The organism is Bradyrhizobium sp. CCBAU 53421 (assembly GCF_015291625.1).
Taxonomy (GTDB): domain Bacteria; phylum Pseudomonadota; class Alphaproteobacteria; order Rhizobiales; family Xanthobacteraceae; genus Bradyrhizobium.
This window is the reverse complement of sequence record NZ_CP030047.1, coordinates 6991254-7006255: the sequence shown is the minus strand read 5'-3', so window position 1 is coordinate 7006255 and position 15002 is coordinate 6991254. Positions and strand designations below refer to the sequence as shown.

Sequence of the window (15002 nt, the reverse complement as noted above, 5' to 3'; positions counted from 1 at the left end):
CCTGTACTTTCCAGCATCTGCTATGCAGTTTCTGACCTGGATCGGGGCCATCCGACCAATCGCTTGGCGAATTGGGAATCGGCTAGCGGGCGCATGCCGAAGTCGAAGACCCCTTGCTGGCATTAAACTGAACGCGATTTCAGACCATTGCTTCGCACGAGTCTGCCACTTGCCGAATCTGCATAGCGGGTGGGCGCGTTTTCGTTAGGTTGGCAAACGGACGAAAAGACGCTTGGCGTGTCAGCCCCGTCCACCACGGAAACGGAGTATTTTGATGCAAAAGCGATCGATCCAGAGCCCGTACATGCTCACGAAGCGCGATTTACTGAGATCTGCCGCACTGGCGAGCGTCGCCGCTGCTGGCGCCAAATCGAGCCAGGCCTGGGCCGAATGGTCCGAACGTCCGGGATTCTTCAAGGCCAAGGACATTGCAGAGGCTGGCTTCATCTATGGCCTGCCGATGGTGATGGCCTATGGCGTCATGAATGAGTACGCGGTCGACAAGTCGTCGGGCCAGTACAAGGCGCCGTTCAATACGCTGTTCAACGAGGCGCGCGTCTTCACATACGAAGATACAGCCGTCATCACGCCCAACAGTGACACGCCGTACTCGTTCGCTTGGCTGGACTTGCGGGCCGAGCCGCTTGTCTTTTCGGTGCCGGCGATCGATCCCAAGCGCTACTACGCGCTGCAGCTGAACGACCTTAACACGTATAATTTTGGCTATGTCGGCACGCGCGCCACTGGCAGCGATGCCGGAAGCTATATGATCGTCGGCCCGCGATGGACTGGCGCGACACCCGCCGGCATCAAGAAGGTGTTCCGCTCGACCACCGATTTCTGCCTCGCGCTTTTGCGTACGCAATTATTCGACCCGGCCGATATCGAGGCCGTCAAGAAAATTCAGGCCGGCTACAAGATGCAATCGCTCTCCAGCTTCCTGAACCAGCCTGCTCCCGCGCCGGCACCGGCGCTTTCTTTCCCCAAATTCGCGAAGGACCTCGTGCGCACGGAGTTCTTCGAATACCTGGATTTCGTGCTTCAGTTCGCGCCGGCGCTGCCGGAGGATCGCTGGATCCGCGAACAACTGGCGCGGATCGGTGTCGGGCCGGGCAAGAGCTTTGATTTCCGCAGCCTGTCGCTGGAAGACAAAGCCGAGATCCTGCTCGGCATGAAGGAGGGCGAGCGCAAGGTCACCGAGGCGGTAGCAACCCTCGGCAAGGATATCAACGGCTGGCGCGTCGGCGCGTCGTTCGGCGATGCCGCATTCTTTCATGGCGATTGGCTCCTGCGCGCGGCAGCAGCGAAGGCGGGCATCTATGGCAACGACGCGGTGGAGGCCATGTACCCTCTGGGCAAAGTGGACGCCGATGGCAAAGAGCTCGACTGCTCGAAGTCGAACTACACGCTCACCTTCCCTGCGGAGCAACTGCCGCCGGTCAATGCGTTCTGGTCTGTCACGATGTACGACGGCAAGACGCAGCTTTTGGTGAAGAACCCGATCAATCGCTATCTGATCAACTCGCCGATGTTGCCGCACATGAAGCGCGGCTCCGACGGTTCGCTGACGATCTACGTCCAGAACAAGTCGCCCGGAGCCGACAAGGAGGCAAACTGGCTGCCGGCGCCGGACGGTCCGATCTATGTGGCGATGCGGCTGTACTGGCCCAAAACCACGCCGCCGTCGATTCTGCCGGCTGGCGAGGGGACGTGGAAGCCGCCCGGCTTCAAGCGCGTGTCGTAGAGATAGGATTGGTATCGGCCGGATGCGCGGCGACAGTGTCGCGGATCAAGCATTGGCCGATATCGCCGTTCTACCAGGCTTGTGGGTGTGCAATTCTGCACGGCAGATAGAGGAATTCGGTCGTGCTCATCATTCTGACGCTCTACCTCGTTCTGGTATGGCTGGTCTTCTTTAGGCTCAAGCTGGTGAGGTGGGGCTGGGCGTCCGGCACGCTCGCGGGGCTCGTCGGCGCTTTCATCCTCGCGGTGTTTTTGGCGATGTTCAATTACCTGACCCCGTCGGGGAGCTTTGTCGTGATTTCCCGCGTTATGGAGGTCGCTCCTAACGTTTCCGGCGAGGTGGTTGAAATTCCGGCCAAGCCGAACGAACCGGTAAAGGCCGGCGCGGTGCTGTTTCGTATCGATCCGGCGCCGTTCCAGTACAAGGTCAACCAGCTCGAGGCGTCGCTCGCGCAAGCACGCCAGCAGGTCAAGCAGCTGAAGGCCAGTTACGAGCAGGCGACGGCGAATGTCGACGGGTTGACCAAGCAGCTCGCCTTTCACACCCAGCGGCTCGCCGATTACCGCAAGCTCGTCAGCGAGGACGCGCAGGCCGAGTTTAAATTGCAAGACGTCCAGGTGCAGTACGACACGGTCGAATTCCAGCTCCAGGCGGCCAAGGCCACCCAGCTGAGCGCGCAATTGGCGATGGAATCGGAAATCGGCGGTGTCAACACGAGCGTGGCGCAGATCCTGGCCCAGCTCGACCATGCCAAATGGGAGCTCGAGCAGACGACGATCCGTGCGGTAAGTGATGGCGTCGTTACAATCATGGCGCTGTCCGTCGGCGACCGTGCCATGCCGGCGCGATCGGTGCTGTCGTTCATCGTCGCAGACGATGTCGTCATCACCGGCATGTTCCCGCCGAACGGATTCAAGACCATCAGGCCCGGCGCGCAGGTCAAGCTCGTCTTCGACGACGACCCCGGCCGTATCCATGAAGCGACGGTCACGGCTATTCCCCAAGGCGTGGGGCAGGGCCAGATAGCGGTCTCAGGTACGCTGGCGCGGGTCGGTTCGATCGGAGGCGCGAAGGTTTATCCGGCTGCTATTTCGATCCCGAAGACCATCGACCGCAGCCAACTCCGGCTCGGAATGCCGGGCACCGCCACCGTGTTCGCGGACAACGCCGGCGTCATCGGCCTGCTGATGTCGATCCTGGTCTGGATCGGCTCGTATACGGCATATCTATAGACGCCTTCCGTTTCACTCTCGGCTCCAATTGGTAGCCCATCCAGGTATCTCCGGAGAAAAAATGCGTCTTCGATTTGCAGGCGCTTCTGCAGCCATCGTTTCGGTCGTTCTTCTCGTCCAGTTATACTCGGGTGCCCGCAGTTACGCTCAGCAATCGACGGGCCAATTGTTGATATCATCGGGGTTTAATCCCATCGCAGCTACCACGCCGGAGATGTTGAAACGGCTGATGTCATTTCCGACCAATCAGTTTCAGCTACGGCAAAAGGGCGGACGCCCCTACTACGTCTACGCCGATCCCTCCGGATGTACCTGTGCGTATGTCGGCAGCGTGGCCGCGATGGACAAATATCGCGCCAGTTATGGTGCATTGCCGGCAACTGCGCTCTCGGAAAGCGGCTTTACGAATCCGGAGCAAAACCTGATCAACAGCATGGAAAACGATGACGCGTCAGCCCAGTTCAACGATGACGTATTCGGTCCGGACTTTTAGGTTCGCCTGATGCGCTTTCGAGGATGACGGTCCTGCGCTTTCGTGGCACACGCGCCGCGCCACGTGACCGTCGGCGGCGTCACGCCGTTCTGCTGATAGAGACCGACGCTTCAACTCCACGGCGCAAAGGAGGAGAGGTCGATCCAGATAGATCGACGGTGAGGTCGTGTCGAATCAAAGGATACTTTCAATCATTCGGGTGGCATGGCACCCAACGCAGAATGCGCTTATCACGGCCGCGATTGCGCACGAAACTGTCGCGGCGTAACGCCGGTAACTCGGCGGAAGGCGCGAGTAAAATGCGCCGGATCAGTGTAACCGGAGGAGAATGCGATTTCAATAATCTTGGAATCCGTGTCCCGCAAAAGCTTGCTTGCATTCTCGAACCGGATTGTGTCGAGCAGATCCGAGTATGTCATGCCGGCGTACGCGAGTTTGCGTTGTAGGCTTCTCGCGCTCGCGCCAGCCATCTCCGCAACTTCAGCGAGAGCCGGAAGTCCTTGGTCGAGGTAGGACGGCAACATCAACTTGAGCGTTGCGATGATATCATGACCTGACGGGCCAGCCTGACCGTCCGGCAGGGAGAGCACTTTCACCCTTGCACGGTTGGGGAGGCTGAGGAGCGAGATCGGCACGTCGATCCATGATGCGTCCTGTCCAGACAGGAAGCGCGTATTCGGCCAGAATGATTGACACGCAGGGCTCGGCGCATAGCGGGCTTCAAAGGCGATTGTTGCAGGAGCCCAATCCGGTCCGGCGAATTGCTGAACGATGTATATGGGGAAAATATTCTGAAGCCACTGTGAATGCTCGAGATGCAGGAGTCCTTTTGTTCCAGTGAGACTGCTGCAAAACCTCACGTGATCGTCGTGGCGTTCGAGCCAGTTCTTCAAGTTCGAGTCCTCGATCGATGCCCATTTGCAAGCCTGTTACAACGCGACCAACAGCGTTGGGGCATGGCCGATCAGAGTCCGGGTTTTTCGCTCAGGTGACAATAGTGCAGACGTTGGGAAGCGAGGAATCCAAAATCCGGAATACCTTGTGATCTCCGGGCGATTTCCGCGAAGTCGATTGCACGCAGAATCGGAACATAGTGATTGGCTTTCTCTTCCAATGATGTCGGAAGATGAAATTTTGCCAGAAACGAACCCGTCGATGCGCCGATTTCGCTAAGGATATCAACGAAGGGCATGAGGAATTGGCTGCGCGTCAAATGAATATTTGCCACCGAGCCGCCCCTCGATCGCAAAATGAATGCTGCCTGTCGGCGGGAATTTCGCTGGGACCTGGTGTTGGCGTCGCCGTCAAGAAGGAAAGAGTTCGCTACCCCCTCCGGGCATCCACCGTTCTCTGCACCCCAGCGGTCTATTGCGTCGATCAGCGGAGCCGCTCGTTTGATGCGAGCCTTGCCGGCTTTTTTGGCGGCTTATGGCCAGACGGCCAGCAATTCGCTGCATAGGCTTGCTTGAGATCCAAACTACGACCGGAATGGAGGAAAGGTGAGCGCTTCGTTCTGCGTCGCCATGAATTCTCACTCCGTACCCTCGCAATATTGCGTGCGCTCGACAATGTCGAAGAGAGCCGCTGTGTGATCGAAAGATGCCTGGTTTTACCGGACAGTCGGCCACACGGAATACCCATAGCCTCGAAGCATCTGGTATTCTCTAGACGGAGCATGGACTTCGTGCCTCACACCAACAGATGAGAGCCGTCCGTTTGCCTTCGTCCGAGGCGATCCGCACGGCCATTGTCGCGTCGCTGCGACACGGTGACGCAACCATAAATGGCACAGCTCGCGCCTGCAAGATCAGCACGCGGACGTTGCAGCGTCATCTCAGCCGTATGGGCACAAGCTACCGCGCAATGCTTGCGGAGGTTCGCTTGAATATGGCTTGCCAGCTGCTCGCGGACTCGAGCAAGCCTCTGTCAGACATCGCAAAATTCCTCGGCTATTCCAGTGCAAGCAGTTTTAGCCGCACTTTCTCGCGTTTGATGAAGGTTCAGCCCGTTGTCTACAGGCGGCAGCAACTTGCCGGTAAACATCGGCAAGCGCCCCATCGCAGACGACCTTGCGCGATCGATAGCTGAATTATTCCACAAGATTGGCGTGAAATGGCAAGACGCACGATTTGAATCGGAGCGAAACCTTTGGCGAGATTTCGGGGCTCCGCAACGAGCCATTTTGGTTTTGACGTTCTACTGATGCGCTGGGACGCTATGGTGAGCTATCTGGACTGGCCGAAGCAAAAACAGCGCGGCGCAGGCTGGCGAGCACGGTAGGCACCGCGTCATGCAATCACGTCGCCGAGCGCGAGCGGCCGACCGCAGAATCAGCTCCATCCGTTCGCGACAAATAGGAGGAGTTAGGGCCATCCGCCAGACGGCTGCCGTAGCAGCGTCGGCGAACCTTGAGATCGTCCAATCGGCGCATGCGCAGACCTATCTGGGCGCTTACGCCAGTCTCGACCAGCGCATTGTCGAGGCAATCGCAGTGGTGTGCCTGGCACATGGGATAGGTTGATTGTCCAGTCGTCATCGACCCGCGACCAGTCTAGAAATGGTATCCGCGCGACAGCGAGAGGTCTGGCGCGATCTGGTAGGTCAGCCGAGAAATTGGCCGGAGGTGGTCGGAAGGAAGCAGACGAGGGGCACCACGCGCCTGCGGTACGATGCCGGCACCGAAGACGGGCTTTCGATATTCCGCGGCAGAGGTCATTTTCGCCTGATCTGCAGGCGGAGGTCTTTCAACGTTCCGCTTTGTTGGGATAAATCTGCACTCGCCCCCACGGGCTCACGAACTGCCCTATGCGATGGATTGGATAATGTATCGAAGGTTTGGTTGGTGTGGGGAAAAGCGGTAGCGCTCCGGTGACTCGAACCCCCGACAGACCGGCAAGTGCCGAAGGATCATTATCCTCACCATCGGCTCGTGGGACGCGCTCACGTTTGGGATCACACGCCAACCACCGATTGACCATCGAGCCTCGGCCGCAGATCGGCAACGGGGAGAGCATCTCCAACAGATGAGTGAGCGACGAATACATTCACTATCACCAAGTCAGTCTAGCCCATCGAACGGACTGGAATCGGGGTGATGCCATCGTTGGCGAGCGGCAGCCGAAAGGTGATCCGACATAGGAACTTCGCTGGCGACCACTTCACGGCGCACGCGGGATTGTAACGTCGGCTCTCCCTGGGTGATTGGCGGCCCCGGCGGCCTCGAGAGGATCATCGGTTCGGGCTGTCGCCCGCAGCCCAGAATAATCCTCTCGCGCTGCTATCGGACTGCAAATCTCTCGCCGTCGTCATTCTGAATTGCGCGCTAACCTATTGTTCAGTCTGTGGTAAGGTTTTGCCCAGAATTCAGAACGTGCGTTGATATCGCTCAGCGTCCCGCCTGATTTTGATTCCGCCATTCGGAGGTTCGATCCCTCCCGCCCAATCCATTGATATTGTTGAAGAAATCAGATTTTCGGCCTCGGGCGGACCCGCTGGAGTCCGTTGCCCGTTCAGGGACGGTTGCTGTTTCAAGGGGGCTACCCCAAGGCCGATCCCGAGACCGACTCGGGACACCCCAGGACCGGTCATGGAAGGTCGATCCGAGGTCTTTCGATCGACGCTTCTTGTCGCAGGTCGGTCACTGCGGGATTCGTGGCGCCGGCGGCGCGGAGCGGGCGTCAGGCGATCATGCGATCGCCTGGATTGAGCTGGAATAGCTGCTTGCCGGCCGGGTCAGCCCGTAATGGTCGCGCAGCGTCGTGCCGGCGTAGTCGTGACGGAACAGGCCGCGCTTGCGCAGGATCGGGACGACCTGCTCGGCGAAGATATCGAAGCCGCCGGGCAGCCAGGGCGGCATGACGTTGAAGCCGTCGGCCGCTCTGTTCTCGAACCAGGTCTGGATGTTGTCGGCGATCTTTTCCGGCGGCCCGGCGATCACCCAATGGCCGCGCGCGCCGGCCAGGCGTTGCACCAGCTGACGGATGGTCGGTTTCTCGCGATCGACGATGTCGACGACCAGCTTGAACCGGCTGGCGACACCGCGCGCGCCATCGGTGTCGATCAGATGGCGCGGGAAGGGCCCGTCGAGATCGAAGCCGGAGAGGTCGAGACCGATCATCTGGCGCAGCTGCGCCAACGAATATTCCGGCTGGATCAGCGCGTTGAACTCGTCCTGCAGCCGGTCGGCCTCGGCTTGCGTGCTAGCGATGAACGGGCTGATGCCGGGAAGGATCTTGATCTGATCGGGGCTGCGGTCGAAGGCGCGCGCCTGCCGCTTGATATCGGCATAGAACTCCTGCGCGCTGGCCAATGTCTGATGCGCGGTGAAGATCGCTTCCGCGAACCGTGCGGCGAAGGCGCGCCCGTCGTCGGACGAGCCGGCCTGGACATAGACCGGCCGGCCCTGCGGGGGACGCGAGATGTTGAGCGGCCCGCGCACGCGAAAATGCTTCCCGACGTGGTTGATGGCGTGAATCTTCGCCGTGTCGGCGAAGACGCCGGAAACGGGATCGTTGACCAGCGCGTCGTCCTCCCAGCTGTCCCACAGCCTGGTGATGACATCGAGATATTCCCGCGCCCGCTCGTAGCGCTCATGATGCGGGGGATGCTCGGGCAACCCGAAATTCTGCGCCGCCTGTGGCGTGCTCGTGGTCACGATGTTCCAGCCGGCGCGGCCACGGCTGAGATGGTCGAGCGAGGCGAACAGGCGGGCGAGATTGTAGGGCTCCGTGTAGGTCGTCGACGCGGTCGCGATCAGGCCGATGCGCTGGGTGGCGGAAGCGATCGCGGTGAGAAGGGTGATCGGCTCGAGCCGAAATCGCGCTGCGTGGCGGACATTCTCCGCCAGCGCCGGCCCGTCTGCGAAGAACACCGCGTCGAATTTGTGCGCTTCGGCGCGCTGCGCCAGCTCCTGATAGTAGGTGACATCGAGGAGGCGGCTGGAAGCCGAAGCGCTGTGACGCCAGGCCGCCTCATGGTGGCCGTCCGGATAGATGAAGAAGTTGAGGGAAAGCTGCCGTTTGCTCATGGCTGGTACTCGTGCGGGATGATCAGGTCAGGCGGCCGGCGCCGCCTTGCGGGCGAACGCGAAGCGCAGATAGCGTTCCAGCGAGAGGCCTTCGGGCGTGCGCTTGTCCTCGACGAGGTCCGCGAACGCCTGGCGTACCAGCTTGCGCTCGGTCGCCGAGAACGCGTCGAGAAAGTTGCCGAAGGCGCTCGCTTCCGACCAGCGCAGCAGCGAATCCGCATCGGCATGAATGTCGACCAGCGCGCGCAGTTCGCTGCGATAGTCGGTGAACCCGTTGGCTACGAACAGCACTTCGAGCTCCGCATCGGTCGATCCGAGCACCGGACTGGAATCCTGGTGGTGGTCGGCGAGGCCCGCCTTGGCGATGGCCTGGCGGAGCAGCACGCGGGATTGATGTGGCCTTAACGGATCCTGGACGTTCAGGCCGAGGCGGCCGCCCGGTTTGAGCACCCGGTGGATCTCCCGCAGCGCGCGGTCCTTGTCGGCGATCCAGTGAAACACGCTGTTGAGATAGACCGCATCGAACTGTCCGTCGGCGAAGCGCGAAAGGTCTTCACTGCGGCCGGTCTCGAACCGCAGGTTCTCCGACTGTCGCAGCCGCGCGATCTCGATCCGGCCGGCGAGGGGATCGATCCCGATCACGTGGCCCGTCGGCCCGACGAGCCCGGCGACGAATTCCGCAAGCCGCCCGGTCCCGGTTCCGATGTCGAGCACCTGCTCGCCCGATTTGATCGCCAGCGGCCCGATCAGGAACTTGCCATGACGGAATTGAACGAGCCCCGCTTCGTCATAGGAGCGGGCGAGCTCCGGTGTGTCACGCTCGAGGCTGATGATGTTGCCGGGTTGGGGCATTGCTCCGTCCATTGTCGTGCAGCCGCGTGTCGGACGTGGTGCTGTGGTTGCAACAAACTCTACGTCGGTGCTGCTGAAATGAATTTGCGTTGTTGTCCGGGAAGCGAGCATGAACGTTATGAGTTGGTCGCCGGGCGGAGACGAGTGCGATTGCGGTGGCGCCACCGCGCAGTGATTTGGGATGCGCTCGGTGTCGATCGCCGCAATTTTGCTCGTCGCGTCGGGTCGGAAGCGGTCGATCCCGAGGCGATCGCCGCAAATTTTTCAGCGCGCGCGCGGCTGACGAAGCGATCGTTGCGCGCGGGCGAAAACAAAGCTGGTTTCGTTTCATTGACTGAACATCGCCCGCTCTTACGATTTGCAACGTCAAAGCGAGGTCGTTCTCCATGCCGCAATCCGATCCCGACAGCGTCGCCCGCGAAGCCCTTCGCCTGATCGGGGCCGACCCGCAGAATTGGGTTCCGGATCGCGACGGCATCGATCACAATGTCGTCGTGGTCGGTGGCGGGCAGTCCGGCTCCGCGTTTGCCTTCGCGCTTCGGCGCGCGGGGATCGGCAAGGTCTCGGTGATCGATGCCGCGCCCGACGCGGCAAGGTCGGGCGTGTGGCTGACCAGCGCGCGCATGTACAAGCTGCGGACGCCGAAGACGCTTCCGGGGCCCGAGCTGGGCCTGCCGGGGCTCGGTTTCCAGGCCTGGTACGAGGCACGCCACGGCGCGGCCGCCTATGACGCGCTCGATCGCATTCCGCGGCTTGATTGGGCGGCGTATCTCGACTGGTACCGCAAGGTCACCGGTGTCGCGATCCGCTACGGAACGCGGCTGCTCCGCGTCGAGCCTGCCGACGGCCACTTGCGACTGCATCTGGAACGGAGTGGCGCGCCGATTGTCGAGACCACGCGGAAGCTGGTGCTCGCCACGGGCTTCGCCGGGAGCGGCGGTGCTTATGTCCCCGAGGCTTTGCAAGGCCTGCCGAAGCGATTGTATGCGCATTCATCCGAGACGATCGATTTCAGGAGTCTGCGAGGCCTGTCGGTCGCCGTGATCGGCAGCGCCGCATCGGCTTTCGATGCCGCGGCAGTCGCGCTGGAGGCCGGCGCCCGCGATGTTCACCTGTTCGCGCGGCGGCAGACGTTGGCGTCGTTGCCGGTGATCCGGATTCGCGGCTACCCGGGGGCCTACGACAATTACGGTGCGCTGCCGGACCCGGTGCGCTGGCACCAGGCAATCCGCTTTCGACTGGCCGGCTCGACGCCGCCGCCGGATGCGATCTCGCGGGCGGTGTCGTTCCCCAATTTCCATCTGCATTTGAACGCGCCGTGGACCTCGGCACGGTTGCAGGGCGTGCGTCCCGTTGCGGAGACGGCCCACGGCGCGTTCGCGTTCGACTTTGCGATCGCCGCCACCGGCTATTCGGTCGATCTCGGGACCCAGACCGAGCTGCGCGATTTCGCGGACGAGATCCAGCTTTGGCGCGATCGCTTCACGCCGCCCGATGACGAGCGGGACGAGACGCTGGCCGCCTATCCTTATCTCGGATCGGCGCATGAATATCTGGAGAAGGTACCGGGCCGCGCGCCGTATCTGAGGGACATCCACGTGTTCAATCCCGCGGCCTTTGTCAGCTTCGGCTTGCCGGTCGGGGACGTTCCGAGCTTCAAGCGCGATATTCCATCGATCGTGGCGCGGATCAGCCGCGATCTGTTCCTGGCGGATATCGCCGCCCATGAAGCACGCATCAACGGGACGATCGCCGAGGATTTTGCGCCGGATCTCTATGCGTCGGCGATCTGGCGGCCGCCGGAGTACGTGGCAGCGGAGTAACGCCCACCCACAAACGATGCCATCAATCTCCGCCGTCGCTCACGCGACCGGCGCATGGCGGAGCCTTGTCCAGGGATCGCATGATGAGAGCAGGATCATGAGCAGCACCACGACCATCGACAACGTCATTCCGCGCGCGGACATCGTCAAACGAGCAGCCCGGCTCGGCGCCGAGATCAGGAACATCAAGCTGTCGGGCGACCTGTCCGACGAGGTCGTGCGTGCCGTCAACCAGGTGCTGCTCGAGCACAAGGTGATCTTCTTCCGCGACCAGGAGCACCTCGATGACGCCGAGCAGGAGCGCTTCGCCGTGCGGCTCGGCAAGCTGGTGCCGCATCCGACCATCGGTCCGTCGAAGGGGACATCGTCGATCCTGGATCTCGATTCGGGACGCGGTGGCGGACGCGCCGACCAGTGGCACACGGACGTGACCTTCGTCGATGCCTATCCGAAGATCTCGGTGCTGCGCGGCGTGGTGATCCCGCCCTATGGCGGCGATACCGTCTGGTCGAACACTGCCGCTGCCTATCTCGATCTGCCGGCGCCGCTGCGCAGGCTCGCCGACGAACTCTGGGCGGTGCACAGCAATGCCTATGATTACGCCGTGAAGTCGCGTGCGACCGAAGCGGACAGAAAGCATTTCGACGAGGTGTTCACCGGCACGGTCTACGAGACCGAACATCCGGTGGTGCGGGTTCATCCGGAGACCGGCGAGCGCACGCTCGTCCTCGGCAATTTCGTGCAGCGCTTCGTCGGCTTGCCGAAATATGACGGCCAGAAACTCTTCGACCTGTTCCAGTCGCATATCACGGCGCCCGAGAACACGGTGCGGTGGAACTGGAAGGCCGGCGACGTCGCGATCTGGGACAACCGCGCCACGCAGCACTATGCGGTCAACGACTACGGCGATCAGCATCGCGTGGTGCGCCGCGCCACGATCGATGGGGAGGTCCCGGTTTCGATCGACGGCCGTCACAGCGTGACGCGCATCAAGACATCAAAGCCGCAGACCGCGAAGGCAGCCTAATTCAGCTCTGGGAAAGTCACCACGATGAACGCATTGATTCGACTTCTTCGCTCGCGGCGTCTCGCCGCGCGCGCGGCCGCGCGTGCCTTGTTCGCCGTCGCCGTCGCAATGGGCCTTGCGGCCCCGGCCTTCGCCGAGCCGCCGCTCGAGAAGACCGAGATCCGCTACCAGGGCTGGGCCGGGCAGGTCACGTTCACTGAGCTTGCCGAAGACCTCGGCTATCTCGCGCCGCTGAAGCTGAAATGGGTCGGCAACACCATCAGCGGACCGCAGGACATCCAGACCGTCGTCACCGGCGATATCGACATCGGAGGCGCGTTCTATGGCGCCATCCTCAAGCTGATCGCGGCGAAAGCGCCGATCAAGGCGGTGGTCGGCTATTACGGCTCCGACGCCAACACCTATCAGGGCTACTTCGTCAAGGACGACAGTCCGATCAAGACGGCACGCGACCTGATCGGCAAGAAGGTGGCGGTCAATACGCTGGGCGCCCATCTCGAATTCGCGCTCCGCGAATATCTGGCGCGCAATGGCCTCAGCGCCAGCGAGGCGAGGCAGGTGACGCTGGTGGCGATACCGCCGGTGACCGGAGAGCAGGCGTTGCGCCAGGGCCAGGTTGAGGTGAGCACGCTCAGCGGCGTGCTGCGCGACAAGGCGCTGGAGCGGGGCGGCATCCATTCGTTGTTCAACGATACCGATCTGTTCGGCCAGTTCACCGGCGGCGCCTATGTGCTGCGGGACAAGTTCATCAAGGACAATCCGAATGCGTCGCGCAAGCTGGTCGAGGGCATCTCGCGCGCGATCCAATGGGCCCAGACCACGCCACCGGCGGACGTCCGGGCCCGTTTCGAGCGGATCATCGCCGAACGCAAACGCAACGAGGACGGCTCCTCGATCAAGTACTGGAAGAGCACCGGTGTCGCGAGCAAAGGCGGCGTGATCTCGGATGCCGAGATCCAGGTGTGGATCGACTGGCTCGTGAAGGACGGGCTGTTCAAGCCCGGCCAGATCAAGGCCGCCGACACCTACACCAATGAGTTCAACCATTTCCGTCCCGGCAAGACGGCGGAGGCGCGATGACGACCCCGGTCAAGATCCGCTTCGAGCAGGTCCGCAAGGAGTTCGTCGCGCGAGGCGAGGGCGGCCGCCCGGCAGGCCGTTTCACCGCACTGGAGGACGTCACGCTCGACGTTCGTGCTGGCGAATTCCTCGCGCTGGTCGGACCGAGCGGCTGCGGTAAATCGACCTTGCTCGATCTGCTGGGCGGCCTGACGGCGCCGACCAGCGGCCGCATCCTGCTCGATGGCCGGCCGATCGGCGGCCCCGGTCGCGACCGCGGCATCGTGTTCCAGCAATATGCGTTATTTCCCTGGCGAACCGCCGTCCAGAACGTCGAGTTCGGGCTCGATATCGCCGGATTGAAGCAGAGGGAGCGACAGGAGATCGCGCGGCACTTCCTCGACCTGGTCGGGCTGACCGGCTTTGCCGATCGCTATCCGCACGAACTTTCCGGCGGCATGAAGCAGCGCGTCGCGATCGCGCGGAGCCTTGCCTACGATCCGGAGGTCCTGCTGATGGACGAGCCGTTCGCCGCGCTCGATGCCCAAACGCGCGAGACGCTGCAGGGCGAATTGCTGCGGATCTGGCGCACCACCGGCAAGACCATCGTCTTCATCACCCATGGCATCGACGAGGCGGTGGTGCTCGGTCAGCGCGTCGCGGTGATGACGTCGCGCCCGGGCCGGATCAAGCAGGTGATCGCAATCCCGGACGCGCTTCGCAGCGAGGCCGAGGACGTGCGTTCGCTGCCGGAGTTCGGTCACGTCAGGCACGAGATATGGAGCCTGCTGCGCGAGGAAGTGCAGAAGGCCCAGCAGGGACAGTTGGCGGGCAGCGTGCGTCGCGCCGGCCGCGGGGTGGAGGAGGCTGCGCATGTCTAGTCTGGAGATGTTGACCCTGCTGGAGCTTGGTTATGGCCGGCGGGAGACCGGCGCGGACGGCAAGGCATCGACGGCGGTCCGGATGCGCGCTGCCCTTCGCCTGCTGGCCTCCGCGGGTCGCCGGTCCCTGCTGCTGATTGCCCTGTTGGCGGTGTGGGAAGCGGCGCCGAGGCTCGGTCTGATCGACGCCGTGTTCCTGCCGCCGTTCTCCGAGGTGATCGCGGCCGGCTGGCAGTTGGCGCAGACCGGCGAGCTCTATGACGACGTTTCGGCCAGCCTGCTGCGGGCGTTGAGCGGGTTTCTGATCTCCGTCGCACTGATCGTGCCGCTGGGCCTTGCGGTCGGCTGGTATGCCCGGCTCGGCGACCTCCTGAGCCAGTTCATCGAGATCTGCCGCAACACCGCGCCGTTGGCGCTGCTGCCGGTGTTCATCCTGCTGCTCGGCATCGGCGAGCTCTCGAAGATCACGATGGTGGTCTATAGCTGTGCCTGGCCGTTGCTGCTTAACACGATCGCGGCGGTGAAGCAGGTCGACCCGCTCCTGATCAAGTCGGCGCGGACCATGGGTGCAAGCCCGCAGCAGCTGTTCCGGAAAGTGATCCTGCCGGCCGCGCTGCCGACCATCTTTGTCGGCATTCGCCTCGCCAGCGCCTCGGCCATGCTGGTGCTGGTGGCGTCCGAAATGGTCGGCGCCAAGGCCGGGCTCGGCTATCTCATCATCAACAGCCAGTACAGCTTCCTGATCCCGCAGATGTATTTCGGCATCCTCGCGATCACCGTGATCGGATTGGTGTTCAACACCGTCCTCGAGGCGCTGGAGCGGCGCTTCATGCGCTGGAAGGCACCGGTGACGGCGTGAGGCGTG

13 protein-coding genes are annotated in these 15002 nt (G+C 62.3%); 9 read left to right on the top strand and 4 right to left on the bottom strand.

The genetic code is table 11. From position 1 onward, the window contains the following. Window positions 1–304 precede the first annotated feature (304 nt). The 3 genes from XH92_RS32890 to XH92_RS32880 all read left to right on the top strand — a co-directional run bounded on the left by XH92_RS32890 (window position 305) and on the right by XH92_RS32880 (window position 3469). Window positions 305–1744 carry a DUF1254 domain-containing protein gene (locus XH92_RS32890; RefSeq protein ID WP_194461525.1) on the top strand — a complete coding sequence of 480 codons (1440 nt, stop codon included), beginning with the start codon at window positions 305–307 and terminating at the stop codon, window positions 1742–1744. A gap of 122 nt (window positions 1745–1866) precedes the next feature. Then, window positions 1867–2976: an HlyD family secretion protein gene (locus XH92_RS32885; RefSeq protein WP_194455852.1), complete on the top strand. Its 1110-nt coding sequence runs from the start codon at window positions 1867–1869 to the stop codon at window positions 2974–2976. Between the two features lie 61 nt (window positions 2977–3037). Next, on the top strand, window positions 3038–3469 hold the full coding sequence (locus XH92_RS32880; protein ID WP_194455851.1) for a hypothetical protein: 432 nt from the start codon (window positions 3038–3040) through the stop codon (window positions 3467–3469). Between the two features lie 230 nt (window positions 3470–3699). On the opposite strand, the gene XH92_RS32875 is transcribed toward XH92_RS32880, so the two are convergent. Next, window positions 3700–4362 (bottom strand): AraC family transcriptional regulator, encoded by a 663-nt coding sequence (locus XH92_RS32875; RefSeq protein WP_246787793.1) that lies wholly within the window; start codon window positions 4360–4362, stop codon window positions 3700–3702. Window positions 4363–4433: 71 nt separating this feature from the next. After that, the gene (locus tag XH92_RS43240; RefSeq protein ID WP_246787791.1) at window positions 4434–4697 is read right to left on the bottom strand and encodes a hypothetical protein; all 264 of its coding nucleotides are present in this window, start codon (window positions 4695–4697) and stop codon (window positions 4434–4436) included. A gap of 473 nt (window positions 4698–5170) precedes the next feature. On the opposite strand from XH92_RS43240, the gene XH92_RS43960 reads away from it, so the two are divergent. After that, window positions 5171–5557 (top strand): helix-turn-helix transcriptional regulator, encoded by a 387-nt coding sequence (locus XH92_RS43960; RefSeq protein WP_194455850.1) that lies wholly within the window; start codon window positions 5171–5173, stop codon window positions 5555–5557. 1597 nt (window positions 5558–7154) lie between these two features. Here the strand turns inward: XH92_RS43960 and XH92_RS32865 are convergent. Continuing rightward, a complete protein-coding gene (locus tag XH92_RS32865) occupies window positions 7155–8495 on the bottom strand; it encodes an LLM class flavin-dependent oxidoreductase (RefSeq protein ID WP_194455849.1) in 1341 nt (446 codons plus the stop codon). Window positions 8496–8522: 27 nt separating this feature from the next. Then, a complete protein-coding gene (locus XH92_RS32860) occupies window positions 8523–9347 on the bottom strand; it encodes a class I SAM-dependent methyltransferase (RefSeq protein WP_194455848.1) in 825 nt (274 codons plus the stop codon). Between the two features lie 386 nt (window positions 9348–9733). On the opposite strand from XH92_RS32860, the gene XH92_RS32855 reads away from it, so the two are divergent. The 5 genes from XH92_RS32855 (at window position 9734) to XH92_RS32835 (ending at window position 14996) form a co-directional block, all read left to right on the top strand. After that, entirely contained in the window at window positions 9734–11170 is a 1437-nt protein-coding gene (locus XH92_RS32855; protein ID WP_194455847.1) for an FAD-dependent oxidoreductase, read from the top strand. Window positions 11171–11267: 97 nt separating this feature from the next. After that, complete coding sequence (locus XH92_RS32850; RefSeq protein WP_194455846.1) at window positions 11268–12197, top strand: TauD/TfdA family dioxygenase; 930 nt, start codon at window positions 11268–11270, stop codon at window positions 12195–12197. Between the two features lie 24 nt (window positions 12198–12221). Beyond that, on the top strand, window positions 12222–13277 hold the full coding sequence (locus XH92_RS32845; RefSeq protein WP_194455845.1) for an ABC transporter substrate-binding protein: 1056 nt from the start codon (window positions 12222–12224) through the stop codon (window positions 13275–13277). After that, complete coding sequence (locus XH92_RS32840) at window positions 13274–14137, top strand: ABC transporter ATP-binding protein (protein WP_194455844.1); 864 nt, start codon at window positions 13274–13276, stop codon at window positions 14135–14137. Before XH92_RS32845 ends, XH92_RS32840 begins: the two co-directional genes overlap by 4 nt. Further along, a complete protein-coding gene (locus tag XH92_RS32835; protein ID WP_194455843.1) occupies window positions 14130–14996 on the top strand; it encodes an ABC transporter permease in 867 nt (288 codons plus the stop codon). The genes XH92_RS32840 and XH92_RS32835 overlap by 8 nt, the downstream gene beginning before the upstream one ends. Window positions 14997–15002 lie beyond the last annotated feature (6 nt).

What these genes read in the sequence shown, in the direction of transcription:
- XH92_RS32890 (WP_194461525.1), top strand. Translation starts at nt 305, where the DNA reads ATGCTCACGAAGCGCGATTTACTGAGATCTGCCGCACTGGCGAGCGTC.
- XH92_RS32880 (WP_194455851.1), top strand. Translation starts at nt 3,038, where the DNA reads ATGCGTCTTCGATTTGCAGGCGCTTCTGCAGCCATCGTTTCGGTCGTT.
- XH92_RS43960 (WP_194455850.1), top strand. Translation starts at nt 5,171, where the DNA reads ATGAGAGCCGTCCGTTTGCCTTCGTCCGAGGCGATCCGCACGGCCATT.
- XH92_RS32865 (WP_194455849.1), bottom strand. Translation starts at nt 8,495, where the DNA reads ATGAGCAAACGGCAGCTTTCCCTCAACTTCTTCATCTATCCGGACGGC.
- XH92_RS32860 (WP_194455848.1), bottom strand. Translation starts at nt 9,347, where the DNA reads ATGCCCCAACCCGGCAACATCATCAGCCTCGAGCGTGACACACCGGAG.
- XH92_RS32855 (WP_194455847.1), top strand. Translation starts at nt 9,734, where the DNA reads ATGCCGCAATCCGATCCCGACAGCGTCGCCCGCGAAGCCCTTCGCCTG.
- XH92_RS32850 (WP_194455846.1), top strand. Translation starts at nt 11,268, where the DNA reads ATGAGCAGCACCACGACCATCGACAACGTCATTCCGCGCGCGGACATC.
- XH92_RS32845 (WP_194455845.1), top strand. Translation starts at nt 12,222, where the DNA reads ATGAACGCATTGATTCGACTTCTTCGCTCGCGGCGTCTCGCCGCGCGC.
- XH92_RS32840 (WP_194455844.1), top strand. Translation starts at nt 13,274, where the DNA reads ATGACGACCCCGGTCAAGATCCGCTTCGAGCAGGTCCGCAAGGAGTTC.
- XH92_RS32835 (WP_194455843.1), top strand. Translation starts at nt 14,130, where the DNA reads ATGTCTAGTCTGGAGATGTTGACCCTGCTGGAGCTTGGTTATGGCCGG.